This window comes from Promicromonospora sp. NPDC023805, assembly GCF_040639635.1.
GTDB lineage: Bacteria > Actinomycetota > Actinomycetes > Actinomycetales > Cellulomonadaceae > Promicromonospora.
Genome location: NZ_JBFAAH010000011.1, coordinates 76451 through 99572, shown reverse-complemented (window position 1 = coordinate 99572; position 23122 = coordinate 76451). Strand labels below are relative to the sequence as shown.

Sequence of the window (23122 nt, the reverse complement as noted above, 5' to 3'; positions counted from 1 at the left end):
TACGATCTTGCTCGGCCATCGACAACGATGCGGTAGCCCCGAGGCCGCCTCATTGTTCCCCGGGACTACCCATGTCACGAGGGGATAGGTGGACTGCGGATGGACTCGCACGAGCATCTGAAGACTGTCGTCGAACTCCTGCGCCGACGCGCGCAGGAGGAGCCCAACCGGGTGGGGTACCGGTTCTTGACACCCGTCCGGGGCGCCGAGCCCGAGGACGTCGCAATGACCTACGGCGAGCTCGATGCTCGGGCACGAGCGGTCGCCGTCACACTCTCCGAGTCCGCGGATCCGGGGGACCGCGTGCTCCTGATGACCTCGCCGGGACTGGACTACGTCGCCTACTTCTACGGCTGTCTGTACGCCGGCCTCGTCGCGGTGCCGGCCTACCCGCCGACAGGTACGCGCCACGCGCACCGGATCGAGTTGATCGCCGCGGACTCGCAGGCGCGCATCCTCGTCACGGACGCCGACCTCCCCGACGGGACCGTCGGGGTGATGCCGGGCGTCACCGTGCTCGACGTCGGCACGGCTCCGGTCGACGGCAGGGAGCGCGGCTGGCGCCCGCCCGCGATCGCCCCGGACGACGTGGCGTTCCTGCAGTACACGTCGGGGTCGACGTCGGCCCCCAAGGGCGTGATGGTGACCCACGCGAACCTGCTGGCGAACTCCGAGACCGCCTGCGCGACGTTCGACATCGGCGCCGAGAGCGTGTGCGTCACTTGGGTCCCGCCGTACCACGACATGGGCCTCATCGGCGGGATCGTCTTCCCGCTCTACGGCCGCATGGAGTCGGTGCTCATGGCTCCCACGTCGTTCATCAGGGACCCCGCGGTGTGGCTCCAGGCCATCTCCCGGTACCGGGCCACGCACGGCTCCGGGCCCAGCTTCGCCTACGACCTGTGCGTGCACCGGGTGTCCGACGAGGTCCGCGCCCAGCTCGACCTGTCGTCCTGGACCCACGCGCTCAACGGCGCCGAGCCGGTCCGCGCCGACGTGCTCGACCGGTTCGCCGAGACCTTCGCGAGCGCAGGTTTCCGCAAGGAGTCGTTCCAGCCGTGCTACGGCCTCGCGGAGGGCACGCTCGTCGTCTCGGGCGTCCGGCCGAGCGGCGAGCCGGTGATCCGGGAGGTGTCAGAGCCCGGTCTGGGCGAGGGGCACATGCGGCCTCGATCGGGCGACGAGGCGACGCTCCGGCTCGTCAGCAGCGGCCAGGTCGGGCCCGGCGTCGAGGTGGTCGTGGTCGACGAGGCCACGCGGCTGCCGGTCGCCGTCGGCGGCGTCGGGCAGGTCTGGGTGCGCGGCGCGGCCGTCGCCGCGGGCTACTTCGACGACGTCGAGCGGACCGCGCTGACGTTCGCCAACCACCTCGCCACCGGCGACGGGCCGTACCTGGACACGGGCGACCTCGGCGCGCTCGTCGACGGCGAGCTGTTCGTCACCGGCCGTGCCAGCGACCTGATGATCTTCGCCGGCCGCAACGTCTACCCGCAGGACGTGGAGGCGACGAGCACGGAGAGCCACCCGGCCCTCGCGGCGCTGCGTTCCGCCGCGTTCTCGGTCGAGCACGACGGGCGCGAGGTCCTCGTCGTCGTCCAGGAGGTACCACCCGGACCGCAGAAGGACCCTGCCGCCAGGCAGGAGATCGCCACGACCGTACGCAGGGCCGTGCTGCGCGAGCACCAGATCCCGGTCCACGAGCTCGTCCTGGTGCCCCGCCGGAGCCTTCCGGTCACGTCGAGCGGCAAGATCCGCCGGCGCGACACCAAGGCGTCGTACCTGGCCGGCGAGCTGGGCGCTCCCGAGCCGATCGTCTCGGAGGAGCGCACCCCCGCCGCCGCCGAACCCTCGACCGGCACGCCCGCCGCAGCACCCGAGGAAGCTTTCCCACGGACGCTCCCGCGAACCGCCGGTGAGATCGAGAACCGGATGTGCCGTCTGGTCGCCCAGCACAGCGGGCTGGAGCTCGCCCAGGTCGACGCCGCGGCAGACCTCGCCGACCTCGGCCTGGACAGCGTGGGGGCGGTATCGATCGCCGGAGACCTGTCGGACTGGCTCGGGATCGAGGTTCCGGCCACGTTCGCGTGGGAGCACGGCTCGATCCGCGCCGTCGCCGCGGCACTGGCCGGAGAGTCCCCGCTCCCGGCCACGGCCACCACCCCAGCCCTGGCCACGACCACGCTCGCCGGGACCCCAGTCCTCGGACGCGCGCTGGCACCCGCCGGGACGGTCGACCCACGGACAGAGCCCATCGCCGTCGTCGGCATCGGCTGCCGCTTCCCCGGCGGCGTGCAGGGACCCGAGGCGTTCTGGGACCTGCTCGTCCAGGGGCGGTCCGGCGTCGTCGACGTGCCGGAGGACCGGTGGGACATCGACTCCGTCTACGACCCCGACCCGGGCGCGCCCGGCCGCACCTACTCCCGGCACCTCGGCGCCGTGGACGGGGTGCGCCGGTTCGACGCCGGCCTCTTCGGCATCCCCGACGCCGAGGCGGTCAAGATCGATCCGCAGCACCGCCTGCTGCTCGAGACCGCCTGGGAGTCGCTGGAGGACGCCGGCATCGCGCCCGACTCCCTCCGGGGCAGCCGGACCGGCGTGTTCGTCGGCATGAGCGGATCCGACTACGAGCGGCTGACCCTGCGCTCGGGCGACCCCGCGCAGATCGATGCGTACACGGCCACGGGCAGCGCCGGGAACTTCGGCGCCAACCGGATCTCCTACACCCTCGGGCTCACCGGGCCCAGCCTCGTCGTCGACACCGCCTGCTCGTCGTCGCTCGTCGCCGTGCACCTCGCGGTGCAGAGCCTGCGGTCCGGCGAGGTCGACGCTGCCCTGGTCGGCGGGGTCAACCTCGTGCTCACCCCCGACTCGACGGTGGCGCTCTCCCAGGGCCGGATGCTCTCCCCGGACGGGGCGTGCAAGGCGTTCGACGCCTCCGCCGACGGGTACGTCCGGGGTGACGGGTGTGGTGTCGTCGTGCTGCGCCGCCTGTCCGACGTCGGTCCCGCCGACCGCGTCGTGGGCGTGATCCGCGGCTCCGCCGTGAACCAGGACGGCCGGAGCAACGGGCTCACGGCACCGAGCGGCAACGCCCAGCAGGCAGTGGTCCGGGCGGCCCTCGACGCCGCGCAGGTCGCGCCGGAGGAGGTCGGGTACGTCGAGGCGCACGGGACCGGGACGCCGCTCGGCGACCCGATCGAGGTCCGGGCGCTCGCCGCGGCCCTCGGCACCGCCGAGCGCCCGCGACCCCTGCCCATCGGCTCGGTCAAGACCAACATCGGGCACCTAGAGGCCGCAGCGGGCATCGCGGGCCTGCTCAAGGTGCTGCTCGCCGTCGAACGCGGCACGATCCCCAGGCACCTCAACGTCACGACGCCCAGCCCGCACATCGCGTGGGACGAGCTCGGCGTGACGGTGCCGGGCAACAACGTCCGATGGGCCGACCCGGTCCGCGTGGCGGGCGTCTCGTCGTTCGGCTTCGGCGGGACGAACGCGCACGTCGTGGTCCAGAGCCCGCCGGTGCGGTCCGCGGTGGACGCCCCGGCTGCCGGCCCGGAGCCCGTGGTGGTCAAGCTCAGCGGGGCCGACGAGGCCGCAGTACGCGCGACCGCCGTCCGGCTCGCCGAGCGGGTCTCGGTGTCCCTCACCGACGGGACGTCCGACGCCGACCGGCTGCGCGGCTTCGCGTGGGCCGCGGGGGCGGGACGCGCCGACCTGGCCGTCCGGTCCGCAGTCGTCGCGGAGTCGGGCCCCGAGCTGCTCAGCGGGCTGCTCCGCGTCGCGGTCGGCGACGGCGACCTCGGTCGCGTCGTGGGCACGCCGCCGCGTGTCGCCTTCCTCGCCCCGGGGCACGGCCTGCCCGTCGCGGGATGCCTCGCCGGCATCTACGGCCGCGTCCCTGCGGTCACCGACGTGATCGACGCCCTCGGCGGGCCGGACGAGCTGCCGCTGTCCGTGCTCGTGACGAACGACCGGTCCGCCACGGAGGCCCTCGCCTCCACCCGCGTCACCCAGCCGGCCCTGTACGCGACCGCCGTCGCACTCGGCGCCTGGTGGCGCTCGGTCGGCGTGGAGCCCTCCATGGTGCTGGGACACAGCGTCGGCGCGTACGCGGCGGCGGCCCTCGCCGGCGTGTTCTCGCCCCTGGACGGCTACCGGCTCGTCACCGAGCGCGGCCGCCTCATGGCCGACGACGCGCCAGAGGGCGCCATGGTGCTGCTGCGCTGCCGCCCGGAGGACCTCGCGGACCTGCCGCCGCTGCGGGCCGGCGCCGTGGAGGTGGCGGTGCTCAACGGCCCGCAGGACACCGTCGTGTCGGGAGACCCCGACGGCATCGCCGAGGTGCTGGACACCATGGCGCGTCGCGGCGTGCGGGGCGTCCGGCTCGGGGTGAACCGCGCGTTCCACTCGCACCACATGGACCCGGTGCTCGACGGCCTGCGCAACGCTTTCGACGGGGTGCGGCTCCAGCCTCCCGCCGTCCCGCTGGTCTCCGACGCGACCGGCGAGCTCGCCGGCCCCGAGGTGGCCACCAGCGACTACTGGGTCCGGCACACGCGCGAGCCCGTGCGGTTCGGCCCGGCGCTCGACGCCGCCCGCGCCGCGGGTGCCCGCGTGGTCCTCGAGCTCGGCCCCGGCGGCCTGCTCCCGCTCCTCGAGCGGAACGCGGTCGACGGACGGGCCCTGCGCGGCCTGGCGTCGGTCTCGACGACGCGGCCGGAGTGGGCGTTGCGCGAGGCGCTCGCGCGGTACTGGCGGGAGGGCGGTCACGTGGACTGGAGCGCGGTGACCCCGCGTCCGGCGCACGTGCCGCAGCTTCCGACGTACCCCTTCCAGGGGCGGACCTACTGGCTGTCCGAGGCACCGGCACCGGCCGCCGTCAGCACGAGCCGGCCGGCGAGCCCGGCCCGGCCCGAGCCGGCCAACTCGTTCGACACCGGGTCTTGGTCTCCCGCGGCGTCGGCCGCGCACCCCATGGTCACGCTCGCGGAGGCGACCGACCCCGCGCTCTTGTTTTCGGCGGCGGGACAGTCGGCGGCGGGACAGCCGACGGCGGGCGAGACTCCCCTCACGAGCCCGGCCGAGGTGCTCGAGCTCCTCCGGGAGCGGCTCGCCCCGGCCCTCGGCCTCGACCGGCCCGACGAGCTCGATCCCGACGCGTCCCTCTTCGACCTCGGCCTGACGTCCTTCATGGTCGTCGAGCTGCGCGGCGAGCTGGAGCGACGGCTCGGGCGCGAGATCCCGGCCACCGTCGTCTTCGACCACCCGACCATCCGGCGGCTCGCCGACCACCTGTCCAGCGGGCTCCCGGACGGGCCGCCCGGCGACGATCTCGACCACGACCTCGACGCGTTCGCGACCCGCCGCGTCGCCGACCGCGCGATCGGCGGTGAGCGCAGATGATCCGCTCCCGCACACGCCGTCGGCTCACCTTCGTCTACAGCGGCTACGGGTCGCAGTGGCCGGGCATGGGCCGGACGCTCCTGGCCGAGCCGGGCGTATGGCCCACGCTGCACCGGTGCGAGGAAGCCGTACGCGAGCTCACCGGGTGGTCGCTGCTGGAGCACCTGAGCACCGACGCGCCACCGCCCGAGGTGGGCGACGCCGTCGCCGCCCAGACGGCGATCTTCACCGTCCAGGCCTGCCTCACCGACCTCTGGCGACGCCGCGGCGTCGTCCCCGACGAGGTCGTCGGCTACTCGCTCGGGGAGGTCGCGGCGGCGCACGCCGTCGGTGCGCTGAGCGTCGAGCAGGCGCTCACCATCGTCGTCCGCCGTGCCGAGGCGGTCCAGCGGTTCGACGGCACCGGAACCATGGCCGCCGTCGGCCTCGACCTGCGCACCGTCGACCGGATCCTGGACGCGCACGGCGGAGACGTCCACGTCGCCGCCGTGAACGCGCCCTCTGTCATCGTGGTCGCCGGGAGCGACGAGGCGGTCGACGCACTCAGCGGCGACGTCAGCGCAGCGGGCGGCTGGTGGCTCCCCCTCCGCGTCCAGCACGCGCTGCACTCGCCGCGGGCCGCGGCCATGCGGCGCCCGATCGTCGAGGCGCTCGCCGACGTCCCACCACCGCGGGGCGACGGACACATCGTGTCGAGCGCGGTCGGCGGGCGGGTGCCCGTCGCCGCGCTGGACGCCTCGTTCTGGGCCGACACGGTCATCCGGCCGGTCCGGTTCCGCGACGCGATCCGGACGGCGTCGGGCCGGAGGCACGACGTCCTGGTCGAGCTCGGGCCACAGGCCACGCTGTCGATGGTGGCCGAGCAGTCGCTCGAGGGATACGCCACGCGGGTCACCAGCCTCGTGTCGATGCGCCGCGGGACCAGCCTGAACGCCTCCCTCCTGCGCGTGTCGGACAAGCTGCGCGGGCTGGGTTACGGCGTGCTGCCGGACACTCCGGGCTACGGCGTCCTGCCGGACGCCCTGGGCGTCCGGGACGTCGTACCGCCGCGTCCGCGGCGCGAGTCCGAGCTCGTCGCGCCCGTCAGCCCGACGACGGAAGCGGCGGGATCATGAGCCTCAGCTACGCCGCGACCGTCGCACGAGAGCACGTGCACCGCAGGGCCGTCGCCGAGGTGTTCGTCACCGACACGTCCGGCACCAGTGAGTCCGGTACCAGTGAGTCCGGTACAGACGGGACCTACCGGGTGGCGGCCCAGCTCCCGCGCGGCCACCTCATGCAGGAGGGTCCGGTCCTCGACTTCTCCCTCCTCGTCGAGACCGTCCGGCAGGCGGCCGTCAGTGTCTCGCACCGTCACCTCGGGATCCCGCTGGGTCTCGCGTTCCTCTTCCGCGACCTGGACGTGGACGTCGACGACCCCGGCGCCCTGCGGGTCGGGGACCGGCCGGCACACCTGGAGGTCGGCACGACCCTCGAGGCGCAGCGGACGATCGGCGGCCGGGTCACCGGCATCCGGTTCTCCGGGCGGGTCTCGGTGGACGGCCGCCTGGCGCTCACGGGGCAGGGGTCGCTCATGGTCATGACCCCAGCGGAGTGGAAGAGCCTGCGTGAGCTCGGCCGTCGCGACACCGTGAGCGCCATCGGGCCACTCCTGCAGTCGGCACAGTCGCGGTCCGCGCAGCCACCGTCGCCCGCTCGTGCCCGGACCGTCGGGCGGCGGGACCCGCGCAACGTGGTGGTGAGCCGGCCGGTCCTGGTCGGCGAGCGGCGGGCGCAGTCGTGGCTCCACGTCGACACCCGGCATCCCTACCTGTTCGACCATCCCCTCGACCACGCACCGGGCAACCTCCTGCTCGAGGCCGCGCGCCAGTCGGCCGCGGCGGCCGTGTCGCTGTCCCACGGCCTGCAACCGTCCGACCTCGTCGTCCTCGCGTGCACTGGTTCGTTCGACGCCTTCGTCGAGCTGGACCTTCCCACGCAGGTCGTCACGGAGGTCGCCGAGCTGACCACGCGTGGCGCCGTCGTCGCGTGCTCGACCCGCACCTCGATCCTGCACGCCGGCAGGGTCGCAGCCCAGATCGACCTCACGATGGGAGTCACACCATGACCAGCGACCAGATCAGCGACCAGATCAGCGACCAGATCAGCGGCCGGACAAGCGGACAGAGGATCACCACGCTCGTGTTCGACTACGGCGGCGTGCTGACGAACCCGCTCGAGGAGACGTTCTACCTCTTCTGCAAGGCGGTGGGCATCTCGCCGCTGCAGCTGCGGGAGGCCATGGTCTCCTCCGCCCGCGAGCATCGGGCGGAGCCGATGGCCGAGCTCGAGGTGGCCGCCATCACCGAGGACGACATGATCAAGCGGCTCGCCGCCTACCTGCCAGAGGGCACGCTCGACCGCCTCGAGGGCAAGCCGTTCGGCGAGTGGTGGTTCAAGGGGCGGCGCACGGAGACCGCGGTGGTCGCGGCCATCGCCGGCTTCCGCGAGCGGGGGTACACCACGGCGCTGCTCACCAACAACGTGCGCGAGTGGGAGCCGCGCTGGCGCGCGCAGGTCGACACCGACGCCCTGTTCGACGTCGTCGTCGACTCCAGCCGTGAGCGCGTGCGCAAGCCGGCCCCGGAGATCTACCGCCGCCTCCTGGAGCGGCTCGGCAAGCCGGCGTCGGAGTGCCTGATGGTCGACGACCTGGAGGAGAACTGCGCGGCCGCCCGTGACCTCGGGTTCAGCGCGGTGCTGTGGACGAGCGCGGACGCCTCCCTGCCGGAGATCGAGGCGGTGCTCGTCGCGGGCGCCGCTCCGGCTCCGGTGACCGAGGGCGCGTCGTGAGCTCGCCGGAGGTGGTAGTCGTCGGCGCGGGGCCCGCGGGCCTCGTCGCGGCCTGCACGCTCGCGCTGCAGGGCGTGCCCGTGCGGGTGTACGACGCGCGGCAGGGACCCGACGGCCAGCCCCGCGCCCTCGTGCTGTGGGCCGGCTGCCTCGAGGTGCTCGACCGTCTAGGCGTCGGGGACGACGTCCTGGAGCACGGCCTGGTCCTGCAGCGGGCGCGCTACTCCTCCGTGACGCGCCCGCTGTTCACCGTCGGGTTCGGAGCGCTGGCAGGGACCCGCTTCACACGCCCCGTCTGCCTGCCGCAGCCCGTCGTGGTCGAGCTGCTCCTGGCCCGGGCGGCGACCCTGGGTGTGGACGTGCGGTGGAACCACCGGGTCACCGAGGTCAAGCTCGACGACGATCGCGCGGTGGTCCAGGTCGTCGACACGGCGGGGACGCCGACGGAGGTGACCGCCCGCTGGGTGGTCGGTGCCGACGGGTCGCGCAGCGTGGTCCGGGAGGCCGCCGGGGTCGAGATGGAGGGCCGGACGTTCACCCGGGAGTTCCTCCTGGTCGACGGCCGGGTCGTCAGCCCGGACCTGCCGGTCGACGAGGCGCGCTACGACCTCGGGCCGCACGGGGTGCTCGTCGTGGTGCCGCTGCCGGACGGGACGCACCGGGTCTTCGCGGACCGGGAGATCCCGCCGGAGGGCACGCCCGACACGGTCTTCGACGATGCGCTGGCGGCGCTGCGGCTGCGTCAGCCGTCGGCGACGATCAGCGACGTGCGCTGGGCGAGCCGGTTCCGGGTGCACTCGCGGGTCGCCCGCGGGTTCCGGCGCGGGCCGGTCCTGCTGGCGGGCGACGCGGCGCACGGCCACTCGCCGGCCGGTGGGCAGGGGCTCAACACCGCGGTCCAGGACGGCTTCGACCTCGCCTGGCGGATCGCCGCCGTCTCCGGGGGAGCGGACTCCGCCGTGGTCGACGGGTACGAGGCCGAGCGCCGGCCGGCCGCGCAGCGCGCGGTCCAGCAGGCCGACGCCCAGACCAAGCTGTGGCTCGTGGCGAACCCGGTGCGCCGCAGGCTGCGGGACGCGCTCCTGCGGACCCTCGGCAGCAGGGCGCGGTTCCAGCAGGCGGCAGTCGGCCGGCTCGCGCAGCTCGACCTCGGGCTGCGGAACAGCCCCGCACTGGTCGAGGGGCAGGTACCCGAGGGGACCGGCCTCCCGGCCGTGGGGCGCTGGAGCGGTCTGCCCGTGCCGCCGCGCGACGAGCTCGGCTGCGCCGTTCGGCACCGCCTGGTCGTCTCGGGCCTGACGGCGCAGCAGCGTGCCGCGCTGACCGGCGAGGCGCCCTCCGGCGTGCTCGTCGTCGACCCGCCCACCGCGGGTACGGCGGGCGCAGCCGGCACAGCCGGCGCAGCGGGCGCGACGGGACGGCCGTCGGTCGTCTGGGTGCGGCCGGACGGCGTCGTCGGCGGAGCGACGGACTGGGACGGGCGGGGCCAGATCCTCCGCCTGCTCGGCCGGCGACCGGCGGCGGGCCAGGAGGCGCGGCCGGTCCGGTCCGGTAGCGAGGTGGCGAAGGGCTGACGTGCCATCGGCCAGTCCGATGGCACGTCAGCCCGTCGGTCCGCGGGTGGGCGACTCAGCCCGCCCGCGGCACCGGTGCCAGACCCAGGAGGACGCCGACGGCCTCGAACAGGACCCGACGCTGGTCCGCGCTCAGCACGCCGAGGAACTCTTCCTCGGCTTCGACGACCGCGGCCTGGGCCTTCGTGAGTGCTGCCTTCCCCTTCGGAGTCACCACGACTATGTGGCGACGACGGTCGACAGGGCTTCGCTCACGTCGGGCGAAGCTCTGTCGCTCGAGCTCGTCGATGAGGTCGACCATCACGTTCGGGTCGATCCCCAGGGCCGTGCTCAGCTCGCGCTGAGACAGGGTCGCGTCGACCGAGAGCGTGGAGAGCACGTTGAAATGCCTCGGCTTGATCCCTGTCGGCGCCAGTACCTGCTCGGCTGTCTCCATGGCCATCTCGCCCACCTTGATCAGGCGGTATCCGATGGTCTGTGACAGCGGCGTTCGTTCTGAGATTCCCACTGCCAGCTCCTTTCTGATGGCGTCGATGACCGCAGCCGTGAACATTGCGGAAATCCATACGCCAGACCTATGATCGACTCATTCTACTGTAGGCGCCACGGAGGCCTTCAATGTTCAACCATATCGCTGCGCTAGCAACGCGGCGCCCACGCCTGCTCCTCGCCGTGGCGGGGGTCCTCATCGCCCTGTGCGGAGTCCTCGGCAGCGGCGTGGAGAGCCGGCTCGGCGCGGGCGGCGTGACCGACCCCTCCGCTGAGTCGTCGCTGGTCGCGGCCGCCGTCGAGGACCATGCCCCGCAGGCCGCTCCCGACGTCGTGCTGCTGGTCACCGCGCCGGAGGACGTGGCGTCGCCAGGCGTCGCCGCGCCCGGTCTCCGCCTGACCGAGCGGCTGGCCGAGACGCCGGGCGTCGAGGGCGTCTCGTCGTACTGGCGCACGCCGGTCAGTGCGCTGCGTTCCGAGGACGGCCGGCACGCGATAGTCGCGGCCCGCGTGGCAGGCGACGAGCAGGCGGTGAACGAAGCGGTGGCAGCCATCCAGGACCAGTTCGCCGGCGAGCGGGACGGCCTGGACGTGGCGGTCATCGGTCCGGGCGCCGTCTACGCGGAGCTCCAGGCGACGATCCGCGAGGACCTCGCCCGTGCCGAGCTGATCGTGCTGCCCATCACCCTCGTCATCCTGCTCGTCGTCTTCGGCGGCTTCCTCGCCGCGGGACTGCCGCTCGCTGTCGGGCTCGCCTCCGTCATGGGTACCAACGCGATCCTGATGGGCCTGACGCTGTTCACCGACGTCTCGGTCTTCTCGATCAACCTGACGACGGCCCTGGGCCTCGGCCTCGCCATCGACTACGCGCTGCTCGTGGTCCGGCGCTTCCGCGAGGAGCTGGTCGCCACCGACGACGTCGCGACGGCGGTGCACAACACCGTCGGCTCGGCCGGCCGGACCGTGCTGTACTCCGCGATCACCGTCGCGGCAGCGCTGTCGTCGCTCCTCATCTTCCCGCTCTACTTCCTCCGGTCGTTCGCCTACGCGGGCGTCGCGGTAGTGGCGCTGTCGGCGCTCGCCGCGCTGCTCGTGCTTCCCGCGGTGCTCACGCTCCTCGGTGACCGGCTCCGGCCCGGCCGCAGCTGGCTGTCGCGCCGCCGGAGGGCCACGGCACCGCCGACGACGCCCGCGACACCGCCGCCCGCGCCTGCGGCCGGCGGGGCGTCCGGCGGGCTGACCGTCGGCGCCTGGGCGTCGTGGACCCGTGGCGTCATGCGGCACCGATGGGTGGTCGCCCTCACCGTCGGCGCAGGCCTCCTGATCCTGGCCCTGCCGTTCCGGGGCGTCGCCTTCGGCGAGGCCGACTTCCGGCAGCTCGCCGAGGACTCGCCGGTACGCGCGGCGCAGCAGCTCCTGCGGGACGAGTTCACCTCCGGCGGCGAGTCCATGGCCACCCTGATGCTCCCGGCGGGCAGCGACACCGACGACATCGACGCGGTGCGTGACGCCGTCCTGCGCATCGACGGGATCGACGACGTCGAACCGGTGCCCGGCACCGGCGCCTCCGTCTCGACGGTCGTCGGCGACCTCGTGGTACCCGCCCCTGGCGACTACCCGGTCCTGCTCACCGTGACCGCGGACGCCGACATCCCGCTGGCCAGCGCCCGCGCCCAGGAGATGGCGCGCGAGATCCGGGCCCTCCCGGAGGCCGAGAACTTCTCCGTCGGCGGACAGCCCGCCACGCTCGTCGACAGCCAGGACTCGATCGGGAGCCTCCTGCCCATCGCGCTCGCCATCGCCATCGGCTCGGCGCTCATCATCGTCTTCCTCCTGACCGGCAGCGTCGTCCTGCCCCTGCAGGCGGTCCTCGCCAACGGGCTCAGCCTCACCGCGATGCTCGGCGCGATCGTGTGGGTGTTCCAGGACGGCAACCTCGCCGGCCTGCTCGGGTTCACCCCCACCGGTTATATCGACACGACAGTCCCGGTGCTCATGGCGTGCGTCGCGTTCGGACTCTCCATGGACTACGGCGTCTTCCTCCTCGCCCGGACCGTGGAGGAACACCGGCGCACGGGCGACCTCCAGGAGGCGGTCGCCACCGCCATGCAGCGCACCGGAGGCGTCATCACGGCCGCGGCGCTCATCCTCGCCACCGTGCTCATCGCCATCGGCTCCTCCCGGATCGCCAACACGCAGATGCTCGGCTTCGGTGTGGCGCTCGCGGTCCTCGTGGACGCCACCATCGTGCGCACCACCCTCGTCCCGGCCTTCATGGCACTCACCGGGCGGTGGACGTGGTGGGCGCCCGGCCCGCTGCGCCGGCTGCACGCCCGCATCGGGTGGCACGAGGAGGGACCCGCTCCCGTCGTGGCGCCCGCGACGGCGGCCGGCACCAGGCACGAGACCCCGTCGGACCGGGTACCGGTCCTCGCCACCACCGCGGAGGAAAGATGACCGACCCCGTTCTCGTCACCGGCGCCACCGGTCTCCTCGGCTCGTCGGTGGTGCGCCGGCTCGTCGAGCACGACCGGCCCGTCACCGTGCTCGCCCGGGACGCCGAGCGCGCCGCCCGGCTCCTGCCGCCCGAGGTACGGGTGGTGGTCGGCGACACCCTCGACCCGGACGTGTGGGACAAGGTCCTGCCCGACGTCGGCTCGGTGGTGCACGCCGCCGCGTACTTCCGGGAGTACTACCTGCCGGGCGCCGACCCGCAGCTCCTGTACGAGACCAACGTGGCGGCGCTGGGGCGCCTCCTGGCCGCGGCCGAGCGGCACGACATCCACACCGTCGTGCACGTGAGCTCCACCGCGGCGCTCGCCAGGGGCGACGTGTCCGCACCCGCCGACGAGCAGTCGCCCCCGCCCGCCGACGCCGTGAACGGGTATGCGGCGAGCAAGGTCGCGGCCGAGGCCGTCGTCCAGGCGCACGTGGCGCGCGGACGCCGCCCGTCGGTCCCGCTGGTCCTGCCCGGCTGGATGTGGGGCCCTGGCGACAGCGGCCCGACGTCGTCGGGCCGGCTCTTCCTGTCGATCGCCCGGGGTGAGGTGCCCGTCCTGCCCGACGTCGGCAACAGCATGGTCGACGCACGCGATGTCGCCGAGGTCTGCGTTCGCGTGCTCGACACGGGGGTCAGCGGACGGCGGTACGTCGCCGCCGGCAGGTGGGAACGTCTGCGCGACCTCGCCGCGGTGATCGCCGGCGAGACAGGGAGCCGTGCCCCGCGTGCCCTGCCGGGTGGGCTCACGCTCGCCCTGGCGAGCGGCCTCGGCGCCGTCAACCGGCTGACGGGCCGCGAGGACGTCACGAACAGGGCCGGGGCCGAGGTCCTCGTCCAGGGCGACAAGGCGCGCGTCAGCTCCGACCGCGTGCGGCGGGAGCTGGGCGTCGAGTTCCGGCCGGCGGCGGACACCCTCCGTGACGAGGCCGCCTGGTACCGGGCGGAGGGGCTCCTGTGAGCCGACCGAACCGCACCCGCACGACCCGCACCCGCACGACGATGCCGGCGGACCCGCCGGCAGACCGTACCCGAGAGGTGAAGGAACCAGCACTGATGAGCACACCACATCGCGGTAGAACCCTGGCGGTCGCCGTGCTCGGCGTCGCCGTCGTCGGCGCCGCCCTCGTCGGCCCGGCGGCGGCCGGCGCGCAGGTCGGAAAGCACGCGCCTGCCACCCCCGTGGCCGAGGTCGCGCTCCCCGCGGAGCCGTCGACCGCGGCGGACGAGCCCGAGCTGGACGTGCCCCCGGGCGTGGTCGACGAGGCGGTCTCCTTCTCTGTCGTCAACCGCAACACGTCAGCGCTCGCGTGCCCGTCCGACGGCAAGACCTACACGGTCCGCGGCCACCTCACCGGGCCGGCGACCATGCTCGGCAGCGGCGGGGCGGTGACGGTGTACGAGCACGGCATCGCCTCGGGGGAGTGGTACTGGCGGGTGCCCGTCGAGGGCTTCCACCACTCGTACGAGATGGCCGAACGAGGCCATGCGTCGCTCACCATCGACCGGCTCGGCTACGACTCGAGCGACCGGCCCGACGGGCGGCACATGTGCGTCGGCTCGCAGGCGGACATGCTGCACCAGGTCATCGAGGCGCTGCGGTCCGGCGAGTACGAGTGGGAGGGTGAGACGCCCTCGCCGGCGTTCACCCGCGTGACGACCCTCGGGCACTCCAACGGCGGGCAGGTCGCCCAGCTCGAGGCGATCTCGTACGGCGACGTGGACGGCGTCGTCGTCTCCGGCTGGGCCGACGGCGGGCTGACCGACGAGGCGACCGCCCGGTTCCAGGCGGCGCTCGGCTCGTGCATGTCCGGCGGGACGCCGTCCGAGGAGCCGGACGACCCGTCCGGCTACGCCCTGTACGACCTGGGCCGGCGCGAGTTCGTCGAGGGCAACTTCGCGGACACCGACCCGGAGGTCGTCGAGTACAGCGCGGGAAAGCAGAACAGGCACCCGTGCGGCGACATGGTCTCCCAGCTCTCTGGCGTGATGGTCGACGCGGAGCGGCTGCGCGAGATCGACGTGCCGGTCCTGTTCCTGTACGGGGAGTACGACGCGCGCGTCCAGCTCGGCGGCGTGCACAAGACCCTGTTCGTCGGCGCACCGTCGACGACCCTGGTCGAGGTGCCTGACGCCGGCCACTACTTCGACCTTGCCCGCCAGCACGAGGTGGCCCTTGACGGGCTGGCCTCCTGGCTCGATGGAGAGGGACTCTGATGAAAAGGGCACAGATGGAACCGGCACACACGGAACCGGTACGGACGGAACGGAACGACAGGCTCGGCAGGCTCGGCGAGGCCGTCACCCGGCGACCCAAGCGGGTCCTGCTCATCGGCGCCCTGGTCCTCGTGGTCGCGGGGGTCCTCGCCGCGGGCACGCTCCCGCAGCTCCAGCTCGCCCGCTTCGAGACCCCCGGGTCGCCCGCGGTGCTTGCCCAGGAGGAGCTCGCGGGCCTCGGTAGCGGCCCGCCCAACGTCACAGTGCTGGTCACGGCACGCGACGGCGACGTCGACCAGGCCGACGTCGCCGCGGCGGCCGGCGAGGTCGAGGCGGCGCTCGACGCCGAGCCGGGCATCGAGGACGTCTTCTCCTACTGGTCGTCCGACGACTGGGAGGTGCTCCGCAGCGGCGACGGGAGCCAGGCGCTGATCGTCGCGCGCGCCGCGGGCGAGGCAACCGAGGCGCGCGCCCTCGTTGGCGAGCTGTCCGCGGAGTGGTCCGGTGACCGCGGACCGGTCACCGTCGCGTTCGGCGGGCAGGAGGAGGTGTTCCGCCAGGTCTCGGACGAGGCACGACGGGGCTTCGGCCTCGCCGAGGCGATAGTGCTGCCCGGTGTGTTCCTGCTGCTGGTCCTCGTGTTCCGCCGGGTCGTCCCGGCGGCGCTGATCCTGGCCCTTGGCGTCGTCACGATCATCGGGTCGATGGGTGCGCTGCGGATAGTCGCCGCGCTGACGGACGTCTCGACGTTCGCGGCGAACCTCGTGCTCGTCATGGCGATAGCCCTGGGCGTCGACTACGGGCTGTTCATCATCGCCCGGCATGCGGAGGGACGAGCGGCGGGCCTCTCGCCCGCGCGGGCCGCGGCCGAGGCGGTGCGGGGCGCCGGCATGACGGTGCTCGTGAGCGGTGCGGCGGTGTCCGCCTCGCTGCTCGGCCTCCTGCTCCTCCCGTTCCCGTTCCTGCGGTCGTTCGCGTATGCCGGTGTGGCCGTCGTGCTGGTGGCGAGCCTGGGCGCCGTCGTCGTGCTGCCTGCAGTGCTGGCCCTGCTGGGGGAGCGGCTCGACCTGTCGCGCGCCGCCCTGCCGACCACACCGACCGGCTGGTTCGAGCGCGTGGCGCGGCGGACCATGCGGCGCCCCGTCGTCTATGTGGCGCTCGCCGGCGTTTTTGTCCTCGCCCTGGGCGCGCCCCTGCTCGGGCTGCGGGTCGGCCCGCCGGACGACCGGATCCTGCCCGCCGAGACGACCAGCCGCCAGGTCCAGGACGCCATCCGGGCCGACTTCGACAGCGAGGTGGCCGACAGCCTCTTCGCCCTCCCGAGCTCGGGCGGGGCCTGGACGGCGGAGCAGTCGGCCAGCCTTGCCCAGGCGTTCTCGACGGTAGACGGCGTCGCAGAGGTTCACGGTGGCGGCGAGCGGTACGTCGACGGCGCGTCGGTCGGCCCGTCGCCCGAGACGTTCGCGGCGCCGGTAGTCATCGTCCCGACGGCGGAGCGCCTGGATACCGACCCGTACGGGCTGGTCACCGACGTGCGCACCACCGCTGACACCTGGAACGCCGACAACGGGAACGCCGACAACGGGAACGCGGGTGCCGGCCAGGGCGCCCGGGCCGTCGTCGGCGGGTATCCCGCCGTGCTCGACGACTACCGCTCGGCGCTCGTCGAGCGGCTGCCGTGGGTGTTCCTCTTCGTCCTGGTGGTGAGCACGCTCGTGCTCATGGTGTCGGTGCGCAGTATCGTGCTGCCGCTCAAGGCGGCGGTGCTCAACCTGCTGAGCCTGTCGGTCCTCGGCGGGGTGCTCGTCTGGGTCTTCCAGGACGGAAACCTGAGCAACCTGCTCGGGTTCACCGCTACCGGAACCCTCGACCTGTCGATCCCGATCCTCATGTTCTGCGTGACGTTCGGGCTCTCCATGGACTACGAGGTGCTGCTGCTCTCACGGATCCTCCAGGAGCACGACTCCGGCCGCCGGCTCGAGGACGCCGTCGCGCGCGGCCTGCAGCTGTCGGCCCCGCTGGTCACGACGGCCGCGGGCATCCTCGCCCTGTCGTTCCTCGTGTACCTGTCGTCGGGGGTCGTCTACCTCAAGATGGTGGGCCTCGGTATGGCGCTCGTGGTGCTCGTCGACGCGACGCTCGTGCGGCTCGTGCTGCTCCCGGCGAGCGTGAAGCTCCTCGGCAAGGCGAACTGGTGGGCGCCCCGCTGGCTGCGGGCGCCCGAGGGACGCCAGGGTGCGCGCCCGCAGGTGGCACCCGCACCAGTGCGGGAGGAGACGACCGTCTAGTGCTGGTGCTCGTGGCTGCGGCCGGGGACCACCCGAGTGGCCCCCGGCCGTGTCCACTGCGGTACCGCCCGGCGAGTCTTTCCCCAAGTGGCGTTCCCGTCGGCGTCCGTCGCCCAGTACCAGCAGGAGGTCTGGCCCTCGGGCCAGCCCTCCGGCATGTCCTCCCAGGCCTCGCCACGGCCGTAGGGCGTCAGGTCGAGCAGCCCGAAGATCCCGGAGGCCGGCTCGTTGCCACGGCCGGTCGTCCGGTAGGTGAGGAATACGCGGTCGCCGTCGCGCAGGAAGCAGACGATGTGGCCCATGTCGACGCCGACCGGTGCATCGATGCCCCGCACCGAGTACCAGGGCTCGGTGTAGCCCATGAACTCCAGGTAGGGCGCGACCTCGTTCCACGGCCCCTCGGTCAGCATCGCGAACGACACCCCGCGCGCCGCGAGGTACGGGGCGGACTGCTGGATGTGCCACGTGTTGATCGTGCAGCCGGGGCACTGGCGCTCGAACGGCTCGCCGTCGTGCCACATGTGCTGGTAGACGACGAGCTCGTCGCGGCCCTGGAACAGGTCGATCAGCGGCACGGGCCCGTCGGCTCCCGTGACCTGCGTGGCCGCGTCGATCTCGACCATCGGCAGCCGGCGTCGGGCGGCGGCGAGGGCATCACCGGCACGGGTGTGCTCCTTCTCCCGGGCCAGGAGCTCGTCACGCGCCGACTGCCAGCGCTCCCAGTCGACGACGGGCGGGCGAGCGGGCCGGTCGGTCGTCGTGGATGTCTCGGTCACGGTGTCCTCCAACGTGTCGGGTACGGCGCGGCCGTAGCGCCCCGTACCTACCGACGACCAACCGGGCCCTTACTCATCGGCAACAGCCTCATCGGCGCTGCATGCTCAGCGCGGCCGCGTCATCCCACGGCGGTCCCTTCGAGCTCGACCAGCTGCCCCGGAATCGCCAGCCGGATCACCCCGAGCATCGTGGTCGACGGCGACACCTGGGCGGCGCCCAGGCGTGACGCCAGCACCCCGTAGTGCTGGAAGAGCAGGTCGACGTCGGTGGTGTAGACGTTGAGCCGGACGAGGTTCGCCAGGGACATCCCGGCCTCGCCGAGCACGGCTTCGAGGTTGGCGAGGCTCAGCGCGAGCTGTGCCGCCAGGTTCCCGTCGTGCTCGGGCCTGCCGTCGGCGCTCATCGCCGTCTGCCCCGAGCAGTACAGGGTCCGGGTGTGCCCGGAGACCAGCTCGCCCTGGTTGAACCCCATCGCCACCGACCACGTCACCGGGTTGACCGCAGTTCGTTCCATCGCCACATCAGCTCCATTCGATCTCTCTCTGATTCCTGGGGGAGTACGCACGTCCCTCGGCCCGGCAACCGCTGGTCGGTAGCCGCCGATCTGGGACGCCGGACACGAGCCTCTCCACAAATCACGACACCCTGTGTCAGGTATTCCGTAGGATCTTCGGATGCGCGCGGATCGTCTGGTCTCCCTGGTGCTGCTGCTGCGCCAACGCGGCCGGCTGTCCGCGGAGACTCTGGCCCGCGAGCTCGAGGTCTCTACCCGCACCGTGCTGCGAGACATCGAGGCGCTCTCGGCGGCAGGCGTCCCTGTCTACGCCGAACGCGGCCGCCACGGCGGGTTCGCCCTGCTGCCCGGGTTCCGGACCGAGCTCACCGGGCTGAACCACGACGAGGCCCTTGCCCTGCTGACCGCCGGCTCGGGCAGGGGCGAGCAGGTGTTCGGTCTCGCCTCGGCGCTCGCGTCTGCCATGCGCAAGGTCGTCGACGCACTGCCCGAGAGCCACCGGGCCACCACGAGCGACGCGGCCCAGCGGTTCCTCGTCGACCCGGAGACGGACCTCCTCTCCCGCAGGGCGCCCGCCGACGAGGTGCCCGGCACCGCGATGGTCGAGGTCCGGCGGGCGGTGCTGGCCGGACACAAGCTGCGCATCCACTACGCACCGGCGGACCGTCCGGCGAGCTGGCGCACCGTGGACCCGATCGGCCTGGTCACCGTGCGCGACAAGGGCTACCTGCTGGCCACGACGTCCGGCGCGGACCGCACCTACCGGCTGTCGCGGATCATCGCCGCCGAGGAGCTCGCGGAACCCGCCGAGCGACCGGACCAGGTAGACCTGGACCGGATCTGGCAGGAACGCAGCACCCGGTTCCGTAGCGGCGGGGACCAGGTCGCCGTGGTCGTCCGGATGGATCCGGCCCGGCGCGAGGAGCTCGTGGGCACGGCGCTCGCCGTCCTCATGGAAGCGGTGGACGACGACGGCCGGCTCCGGCTGGAGGTGACGTTCCAGGACCTCCGCCACGCCGTGTGGGCGCTCTGGCAGCTCGGCACGGACGCGGAGGCGCTGGCCCCGCCGTCGTTGCGCGCCGCCCTCCGGGACCGCGCCGCCGCGCTGGCCGCCCGCTACGCGGCGCCGTCCGCATCCCCGGTCGAAGGCCCGACCGAAGGCGCGACCTGAGCATCCGCCGGGCGCTGCCCTCAGCGGGCCGCGACCGCCTCGGCAACAGCCTCGGCGGCCGTCGCGAGCAGCGTGTACCCGCGCTCGTGCGCGATGGTGCCGGCGCGCTCGGCCGCGAGCCGTGCCTGCTCGTCGTCGCCCCTCAGGCGGAGGGAGCGGGCGAGCCCGAGCTGGGCTCTGGCCTCGGAGTAGGTGTAGGAGTGCTCCACGGCGATGTCGGCACTGGTCCGCAGGTGGTCGATCGAACCAGAGATGTCGCCGCAGTTCCGGAGCGCGTCCCCGAGCGTGCAGGCGGTCATGACGCGCGCACGGTTGTCGTTCACCCGGAGCGCGAGCTCGTAGGCCTGCCTGGCCAGGCTCAGCGCCTGCGCGTGGTCCTCGTGGTCGGTCGCGAGCAGGCTCAGCTCGTCGAGCGTCGAGAGCTCACCCCGCACGTCGCCACGGCGGCGGTAGCCCTGCAGCGCGACGTCGAGGTGCCGGGCCGCCTCGTCCAGGTCTCCGCGCCGGCGCAGCGCGCTCGCGAGGTTGCCGCGGTTGGCGAGGGCTGAGGCCTCCCTGCCCGCGGCCTCGTTGATCGCCAGGGCCGCCCCGAGGTGCTCGGCGGCCTTGTCGGGAGACCCCCTGTCGAGCTGCACCATGCCCGAGCCGTTCAGCGACGCGGCGCGCACGTGCCCCTCCGGATCGTCCGCGGTCAGCTCGAAGGCCTTGCTGAACCAGGTGTCGGCCTCAGCCGGCATACCGAACTCGAAGTACTGCCAGCCGACGTTGTGGGCGAGGTAGGCCGCCGCGGCACCCCAGGCGCAGCGTTCGGCCATTCCCTGGGCCTCGAGCATGACGTCGAGCGCCTCGGCGTCGCGGCCGGTCGCGCCCAGGGCCTGTCCCCGGCCGAGCAGGGCGGCGACCCGGACCCGTAGGTCGGGCGATCCGGCAGCGGCGCGCCACCCGGCCTCCGCCACCCGGATCCAGCCGTCGAGGTGGCGCCGGATGAGGAAATAACCCCGCAGCTGGTCGGACACCGTCCAGGCGAAGGACGCCCGGTGGACGTCCTCCGCCGCCTGCTCGACCAGGCGGATCAGGGTGCCGGACTCCATGTCGAGCCAGTCGAGGGCCTGTGGCTCGTTGTCGAACCACCGCTCGCGTTCGGGGTGGCCGCCGAGCCGGACCAGCTGCGGGTACACCCACTCCATCGCCGCGGTGACCCGCTCCGCGTACCACTCCATGAGGCGGTCCAGTGCTTCCTCCGCCTCGTTCCGCTCGTCACCGGCGCCGACCAGCCTGCGGGAGTACAGCCGGAGCAGGTCGTGGAAACGAAAGCGGTCGGGCGAGTACTGCAGGAGCACGTTCGCGTCGAGCAGCTCGTCGAGCAGACGTTCAGCGGCGGCCAGGTCGATGCCGAGGAGCGCGGCGGTCGCCGGGACCCCGAAGTCCTCGCCGGGGTGCACGGAGGCGAGCCGGAAGGCCCGCCGCGCGGCGTCGTCCAGCCGGTCGTAGCTGAGCTGGAAGCTCACGAGCACGCTCGACGTCCCGTCGTCGAGCTGGGCGAGTCGCCCGTTCTCGTCGCGCAGACGGTGCGCCAGGTCGCTGACGGCCCACGACGGCCTGCTGGCGAGCCGCCCCGCCGCGATGCGCAGCGCGAGCGGGAGGTGCCCGCAGGCCTCGCCGAGCTCGCTCGCGGCAGAGCCGTCGACGCCGGTCCGGTCCCTGCCCGTCACGAAAGCGATGAGGTCCACCGACTCAGTGGGCGACAGCGCACCGAGCCCGATCACCGCGGCGGCGTCCAGGCCCCGGATCAGGTGGCGGCTGGTCACCAGGACATCGCTCCGGCCGGTCCCAGGAATCAGGTGGCGCACCTGGTCCGCGTCCCGCGCGTTGTCGAGGACCACGAGCATCTGGCGGTCGGCCAGCTCGCTGCGGAAGTGGGACGCCGCTTCGTCGAGGTCGCGGCCCACCTGGTGCCCCGGAACGCCCAGCGTGCGGAGAAAACGGTCGAGCACCGTCATCGGCTCGACCGTCGTGCCGGACGAACCGCCGAGGTCGGCGTAGAGCTGGCCGTCCGGGTAGTGCGCCCGGAGCCGGGTCGACGCCGCGTGCGCGAACGCCGTCTTGCCGATGCCTGCCGGGCCGTGCACCAGGACGAGCCGGGACGAGGAGTCGTGTGCCTCCAGGTCCGGCCGGGCGAGGCTCGCGGCGATGCGGGCGAACTCGTCCGTCCGCCCGACGAACCCGGACGGCGCAGCGGGGACCTGCTGGATCACCGGGCGCACACGCGCCTCGGACAGGTGCCACCCCTGACGCAGGACACCGAGGTGCGTCTCGCGGAGCTCCTGCCCGGGGTCGAGGCCGAGCTGGTCGGCTAGGTCGGCCCTGATCCGTTCGTAGGCAGCCAACGCTTCGGCCTGTCGGCCGCTCGCGGCGAGCGTGATCATGAGCTCGGCGTGCAGCGGCTCGTTCAGCTCCAGTCGCGTGGCGAGCAGGCGGAGCGGCCCGAGCGCGCGTTCCGGACGCCCGACGTTGCGCGCGACCGCCGCGAACTGGCACAGGACGGTTACGTACTCGTCCGTGATCGCGGCCGCCGACGGCGTCTCGCGCAGCTCGTCGAGACCCGGCTCGCCCCGCCACAGACCGACGGCCTCCAGGAGGAGGGCGAAGGCCGCCTCGGGCGCGACGCTCTCGGCCTGCCGGGCGAGCGTCTGGAACTGCAGCAGGTCGAGCTGGTCGGGCGTGACCTCGAGCCGGTACCCGGTGTGCGTCGCGACGATCAGCTGTGTGCCGGAGGGACCCAGCAGACGGCGGAGGCGGGTGATGTGCGTGCGGAGGAGCTTGGTCGCCTCGTCGGGTGGCTCCTGCTTCCAGAGCAGGTCCACCAGCTCGTCCCTGCCGACGGGCTGGCCGGTGCTGATGGCCAGCCGGGCCAGCAGCAGATGCTGCATGGTGGACCCGAGGGCCGTGCGGGTGTCGCCGTGCCACAGCTCCACCGGTCCGAGGACCTTGATCCGGACCGGCTCGCCCACCACGGAGCTCCGGTTCGGCCGTTGCTCGGATGCGGTGTCGGCGAGCATCGCCCGGAGGGCCGCCAGCGCCGTCGGGCCGAGGTCGAGGGCCGTGGCCATCGCCTGGACGGAGCTCTGCCGGGGATGGCCGCTCCTGCCCTGCTCGATGTCCCGTACCGCACCCACACTGAGCTCGGCCCGGTCGGCAAGGTCCCGCTGGGTCAGCCCGATCCGGCGTCGGTAGGTGCTGAGCAGCTCACCGATCGACGTCGCCGTAGGGTCCTCGGAGCTGCCTGCCACATCTTGCTCACGATTGACCACCACAAAAGCGATCGTAGGTCAGGATCTGGTGCATTCTGGGGCCCACCCC

Annotated in this window: 14 protein-coding genes; 10 read left to right on the top strand and 4 right to left on the bottom strand. The window is 73.3% G+C overall.

Annotation, left to right across the window (positions count from 1 at the left end):
* The first annotated feature begins 99 nt into the window (after nucleotides 1-99).
* From AB0F70_RS13100 to AB0F70_RS13080, 5 genes are read left to right on the top strand one after another with little or no spacing between them, the layout of a single operon-like run.
* On the top strand, nucleotides 100-5403 hold the full coding sequence (locus AB0F70_RS13100; RefSeq protein ID WP_357448530.1) for a beta-ketoacyl synthase N-terminal-like domain-containing protein: 5304 nt from the start codon (nucleotides 100-102) through the stop codon (nucleotides 5401-5403).
* Nucleotides 5400-6518 (top strand): acyltransferase domain-containing protein, encoded by a 1119-nt coding sequence (locus tag AB0F70_RS13095; protein WP_357448528.1) that lies wholly within the window; start codon nucleotides 5400-5402, stop codon nucleotides 6516-6518. Before AB0F70_RS13100 ends, AB0F70_RS13095 begins: the two co-directional genes overlap by 4 nt.
* Nucleotides 6515-7510 carry a ScbA/BarX family gamma-butyrolactone biosynthesis protein gene (locus tag AB0F70_RS13090; RefSeq protein WP_357448526.1) on the top strand — a complete coding sequence of 332 codons (996 nt, stop codon included), beginning with the start codon at nucleotides 6515-6517 and terminating at the stop codon, nucleotides 7508-7510. The genes AB0F70_RS13095 and AB0F70_RS13090 overlap by 4 nt, the downstream gene beginning before the upstream one ends.
* Nucleotides 7507-8235, top strand: coding sequence for an HAD family phosphatase (locus AB0F70_RS13085; RefSeq protein ID WP_357448524.1), 729 nt, complete (start codon nucleotides 7507-7509; stop codon nucleotides 8233-8235). The genes AB0F70_RS13090 and AB0F70_RS13085 overlap by 4 nt, the downstream gene beginning before the upstream one ends.
* Nucleotides 8232-9809 (top strand): FAD-dependent monooxygenase, encoded by a 1578-nt coding sequence (locus tag AB0F70_RS13080; RefSeq protein WP_357448522.1) that lies wholly within the window; start codon nucleotides 8232-8234, stop codon nucleotides 9807-9809. Before AB0F70_RS13085 ends, AB0F70_RS13080 begins: the two co-directional genes overlap by 4 nt.
* Nucleotides 9810-9864: 55 nt before the next feature.
* Here the strand turns inward: AB0F70_RS13080 and AB0F70_RS13075 are convergent, their stop codons facing one another.
* The gene (locus AB0F70_RS13075) at nucleotides 9865-10362 is read right to left on the bottom strand and encodes a MarR family transcriptional regulator (protein WP_357448520.1); all 498 of its coding nucleotides are present in this window, start codon (nucleotides 10360-10362) and stop codon (nucleotides 9865-9867) included.
* A 65-nt stretch (nucleotides 10363-10427) separates the two neighbouring features.
* Here AB0F70_RS13075 and AB0F70_RS13070 point away from each other — a divergent pair, with 65 nt between their 5' ends.
* The 4 genes from AB0F70_RS13070 (at nucleotide 10428) to AB0F70_RS13055 (ending at nucleotide 17300) form a co-directional block, all read left to right on the top strand.
* Nucleotides 10428-12755: an MMPL family transporter gene (locus AB0F70_RS13070; protein ID WP_357448518.1), complete on the top strand. Its 2328-nt coding sequence runs from the start codon at nucleotides 10428-10430 to the stop codon at nucleotides 12753-12755.
* Complete coding sequence (locus tag AB0F70_RS13065; RefSeq protein ID WP_357448516.1) at nucleotides 12752-13756, top strand: NAD-dependent epimerase/dehydratase family protein; 1005 nt, start codon at nucleotides 12752-12754, stop codon at nucleotides 13754-13756. Before AB0F70_RS13070 ends, AB0F70_RS13065 begins: the two co-directional genes overlap by 4 nt.
* A gap of 95 nt (nucleotides 13757-13851) precedes the next feature.
* Nucleotides 13852-15012, top strand: coding sequence for an alpha/beta hydrolase (locus tag AB0F70_RS13060; RefSeq protein ID WP_357448514.1), 1161 nt, complete (start codon nucleotides 13852-13854; stop codon nucleotides 15010-15012).
* Between the two features lie 14 nt (nucleotides 15013-15026).
* Nucleotides 15027-17300, top strand: a complete 2274-nt coding sequence (locus tag AB0F70_RS13055; RefSeq protein WP_357448512.1) for an MMPL family transporter — start codon at nucleotides 15027-15029, stop codon at nucleotides 17298-17300.
* On the opposite strand, the gene AB0F70_RS13050 is transcribed toward AB0F70_RS13055, so the two are convergent.
* Both AB0F70_RS13050 and AB0F70_RS13045 read right to left on the bottom strand, forming a co-directional pair.
* Entirely contained in the window at nucleotides 17297-18076 is a 780-nt protein-coding gene (locus AB0F70_RS13050; protein WP_357448510.1) for a DUF899 family protein, read from the bottom strand. The genes AB0F70_RS13055 and AB0F70_RS13050 overlap by 4 nt on opposite strands.
* 119 nt (nucleotides 18077-18195) lie before the next feature.
* Entirely contained in the window at nucleotides 18196-18591 is a 396-nt protein-coding gene (locus tag AB0F70_RS13045; protein WP_357448508.1) for a RidA family protein, read from the bottom strand.
* 160 nt (nucleotides 18592-18751) lie between these two features.
* On the opposite strand from AB0F70_RS13045, the gene AB0F70_RS13040 reads away from it, so the two are divergent.
* A complete protein-coding gene (locus AB0F70_RS13040) occupies nucleotides 18752-19762 on the top strand; it encodes a WYL domain-containing protein (protein ID WP_357448506.1) in 1011 nt (336 codons plus the stop codon).
* A gap of 20 nt (nucleotides 19763-19782) precedes the next feature.
* Here the strand turns inward: AB0F70_RS13040 and AB0F70_RS13035 are convergent, their stop codons facing one another.
* The gene (locus AB0F70_RS13035) at nucleotides 19783-23076 is read right to left on the bottom strand and encodes a BTAD domain-containing putative transcriptional regulator (protein ID WP_357448504.1); all 3294 of its coding nucleotides are present in this window, start codon (nucleotides 23074-23076) and stop codon (nucleotides 19783-19785) included.
* Between the last annotated feature and the right edge of the window lie 46 nt (nucleotides 23077-23122).

Bases quoted from the DNA above. Each gene is read 5' to 3' on its own strand.
- AB0F70_RS13100 (WP_357448530.1), top strand. From the start codon at position 100: ATGGACTCGCACGAGCATCTGAAGACTGTCGTCGAACTCCTGCGCCGA.
- AB0F70_RS13095 (WP_357448528.1), top strand. From the start codon at position 5,400: ATGATCCGCTCCCGCACACGCCGTCGGCTCACCTTCGTCTACAGCGGC.
- AB0F70_RS13090 (WP_357448526.1), top strand. From the start codon at position 6,515: ATGAGCCTCAGCTACGCCGCGACCGTCGCACGAGAGCACGTGCACCGC.
- AB0F70_RS13085 (WP_357448524.1), top strand. From the start codon at position 7,507: ATGACCAGCGACCAGATCAGCGACCAGATCAGCGACCAGATCAGCGGC.
- AB0F70_RS13075 (WP_357448520.1), bottom strand. From the start codon at position 10,362: ATGTTCACGGCTGCGGTCATCGACGCCATCAGAAAGGAGCTGGCAGTG.
- AB0F70_RS13070 (WP_357448518.1), top strand. From the start codon at position 10,428: ATGTTCAACCATATCGCTGCGCTAGCAACGCGGCGCCCACGCCTGCTC.
- AB0F70_RS13065 (WP_357448516.1), top strand. From the start codon at position 12,752: ATGACCGACCCCGTTCTCGTCACCGGCGCCACCGGTCTCCTCGGCTCG.
- AB0F70_RS13060 (WP_357448514.1), top strand. From the start codon at position 13,852: ATGAGCACACCACATCGCGGTAGAACCCTGGCGGTCGCCGTGCTCGGC.
- AB0F70_RS13055 (WP_357448512.1), top strand. From the start codon at position 15,027: ATGGAACCGGCACACACGGAACCGGTACGGACGGAACGGAACGACAGG.
- AB0F70_RS13045 (WP_357448508.1), bottom strand. From the start codon at position 18,591: ATGGAACGAACTGCGGTCAACCCGGTGACGTGGTCGGTGGCGATGGGG.
- AB0F70_RS13040 (WP_357448506.1), top strand. From the start codon at position 18,752: ATGCGCGCGGATCGTCTGGTCTCCCTGGTGCTGCTGCTGCGCCAACGC.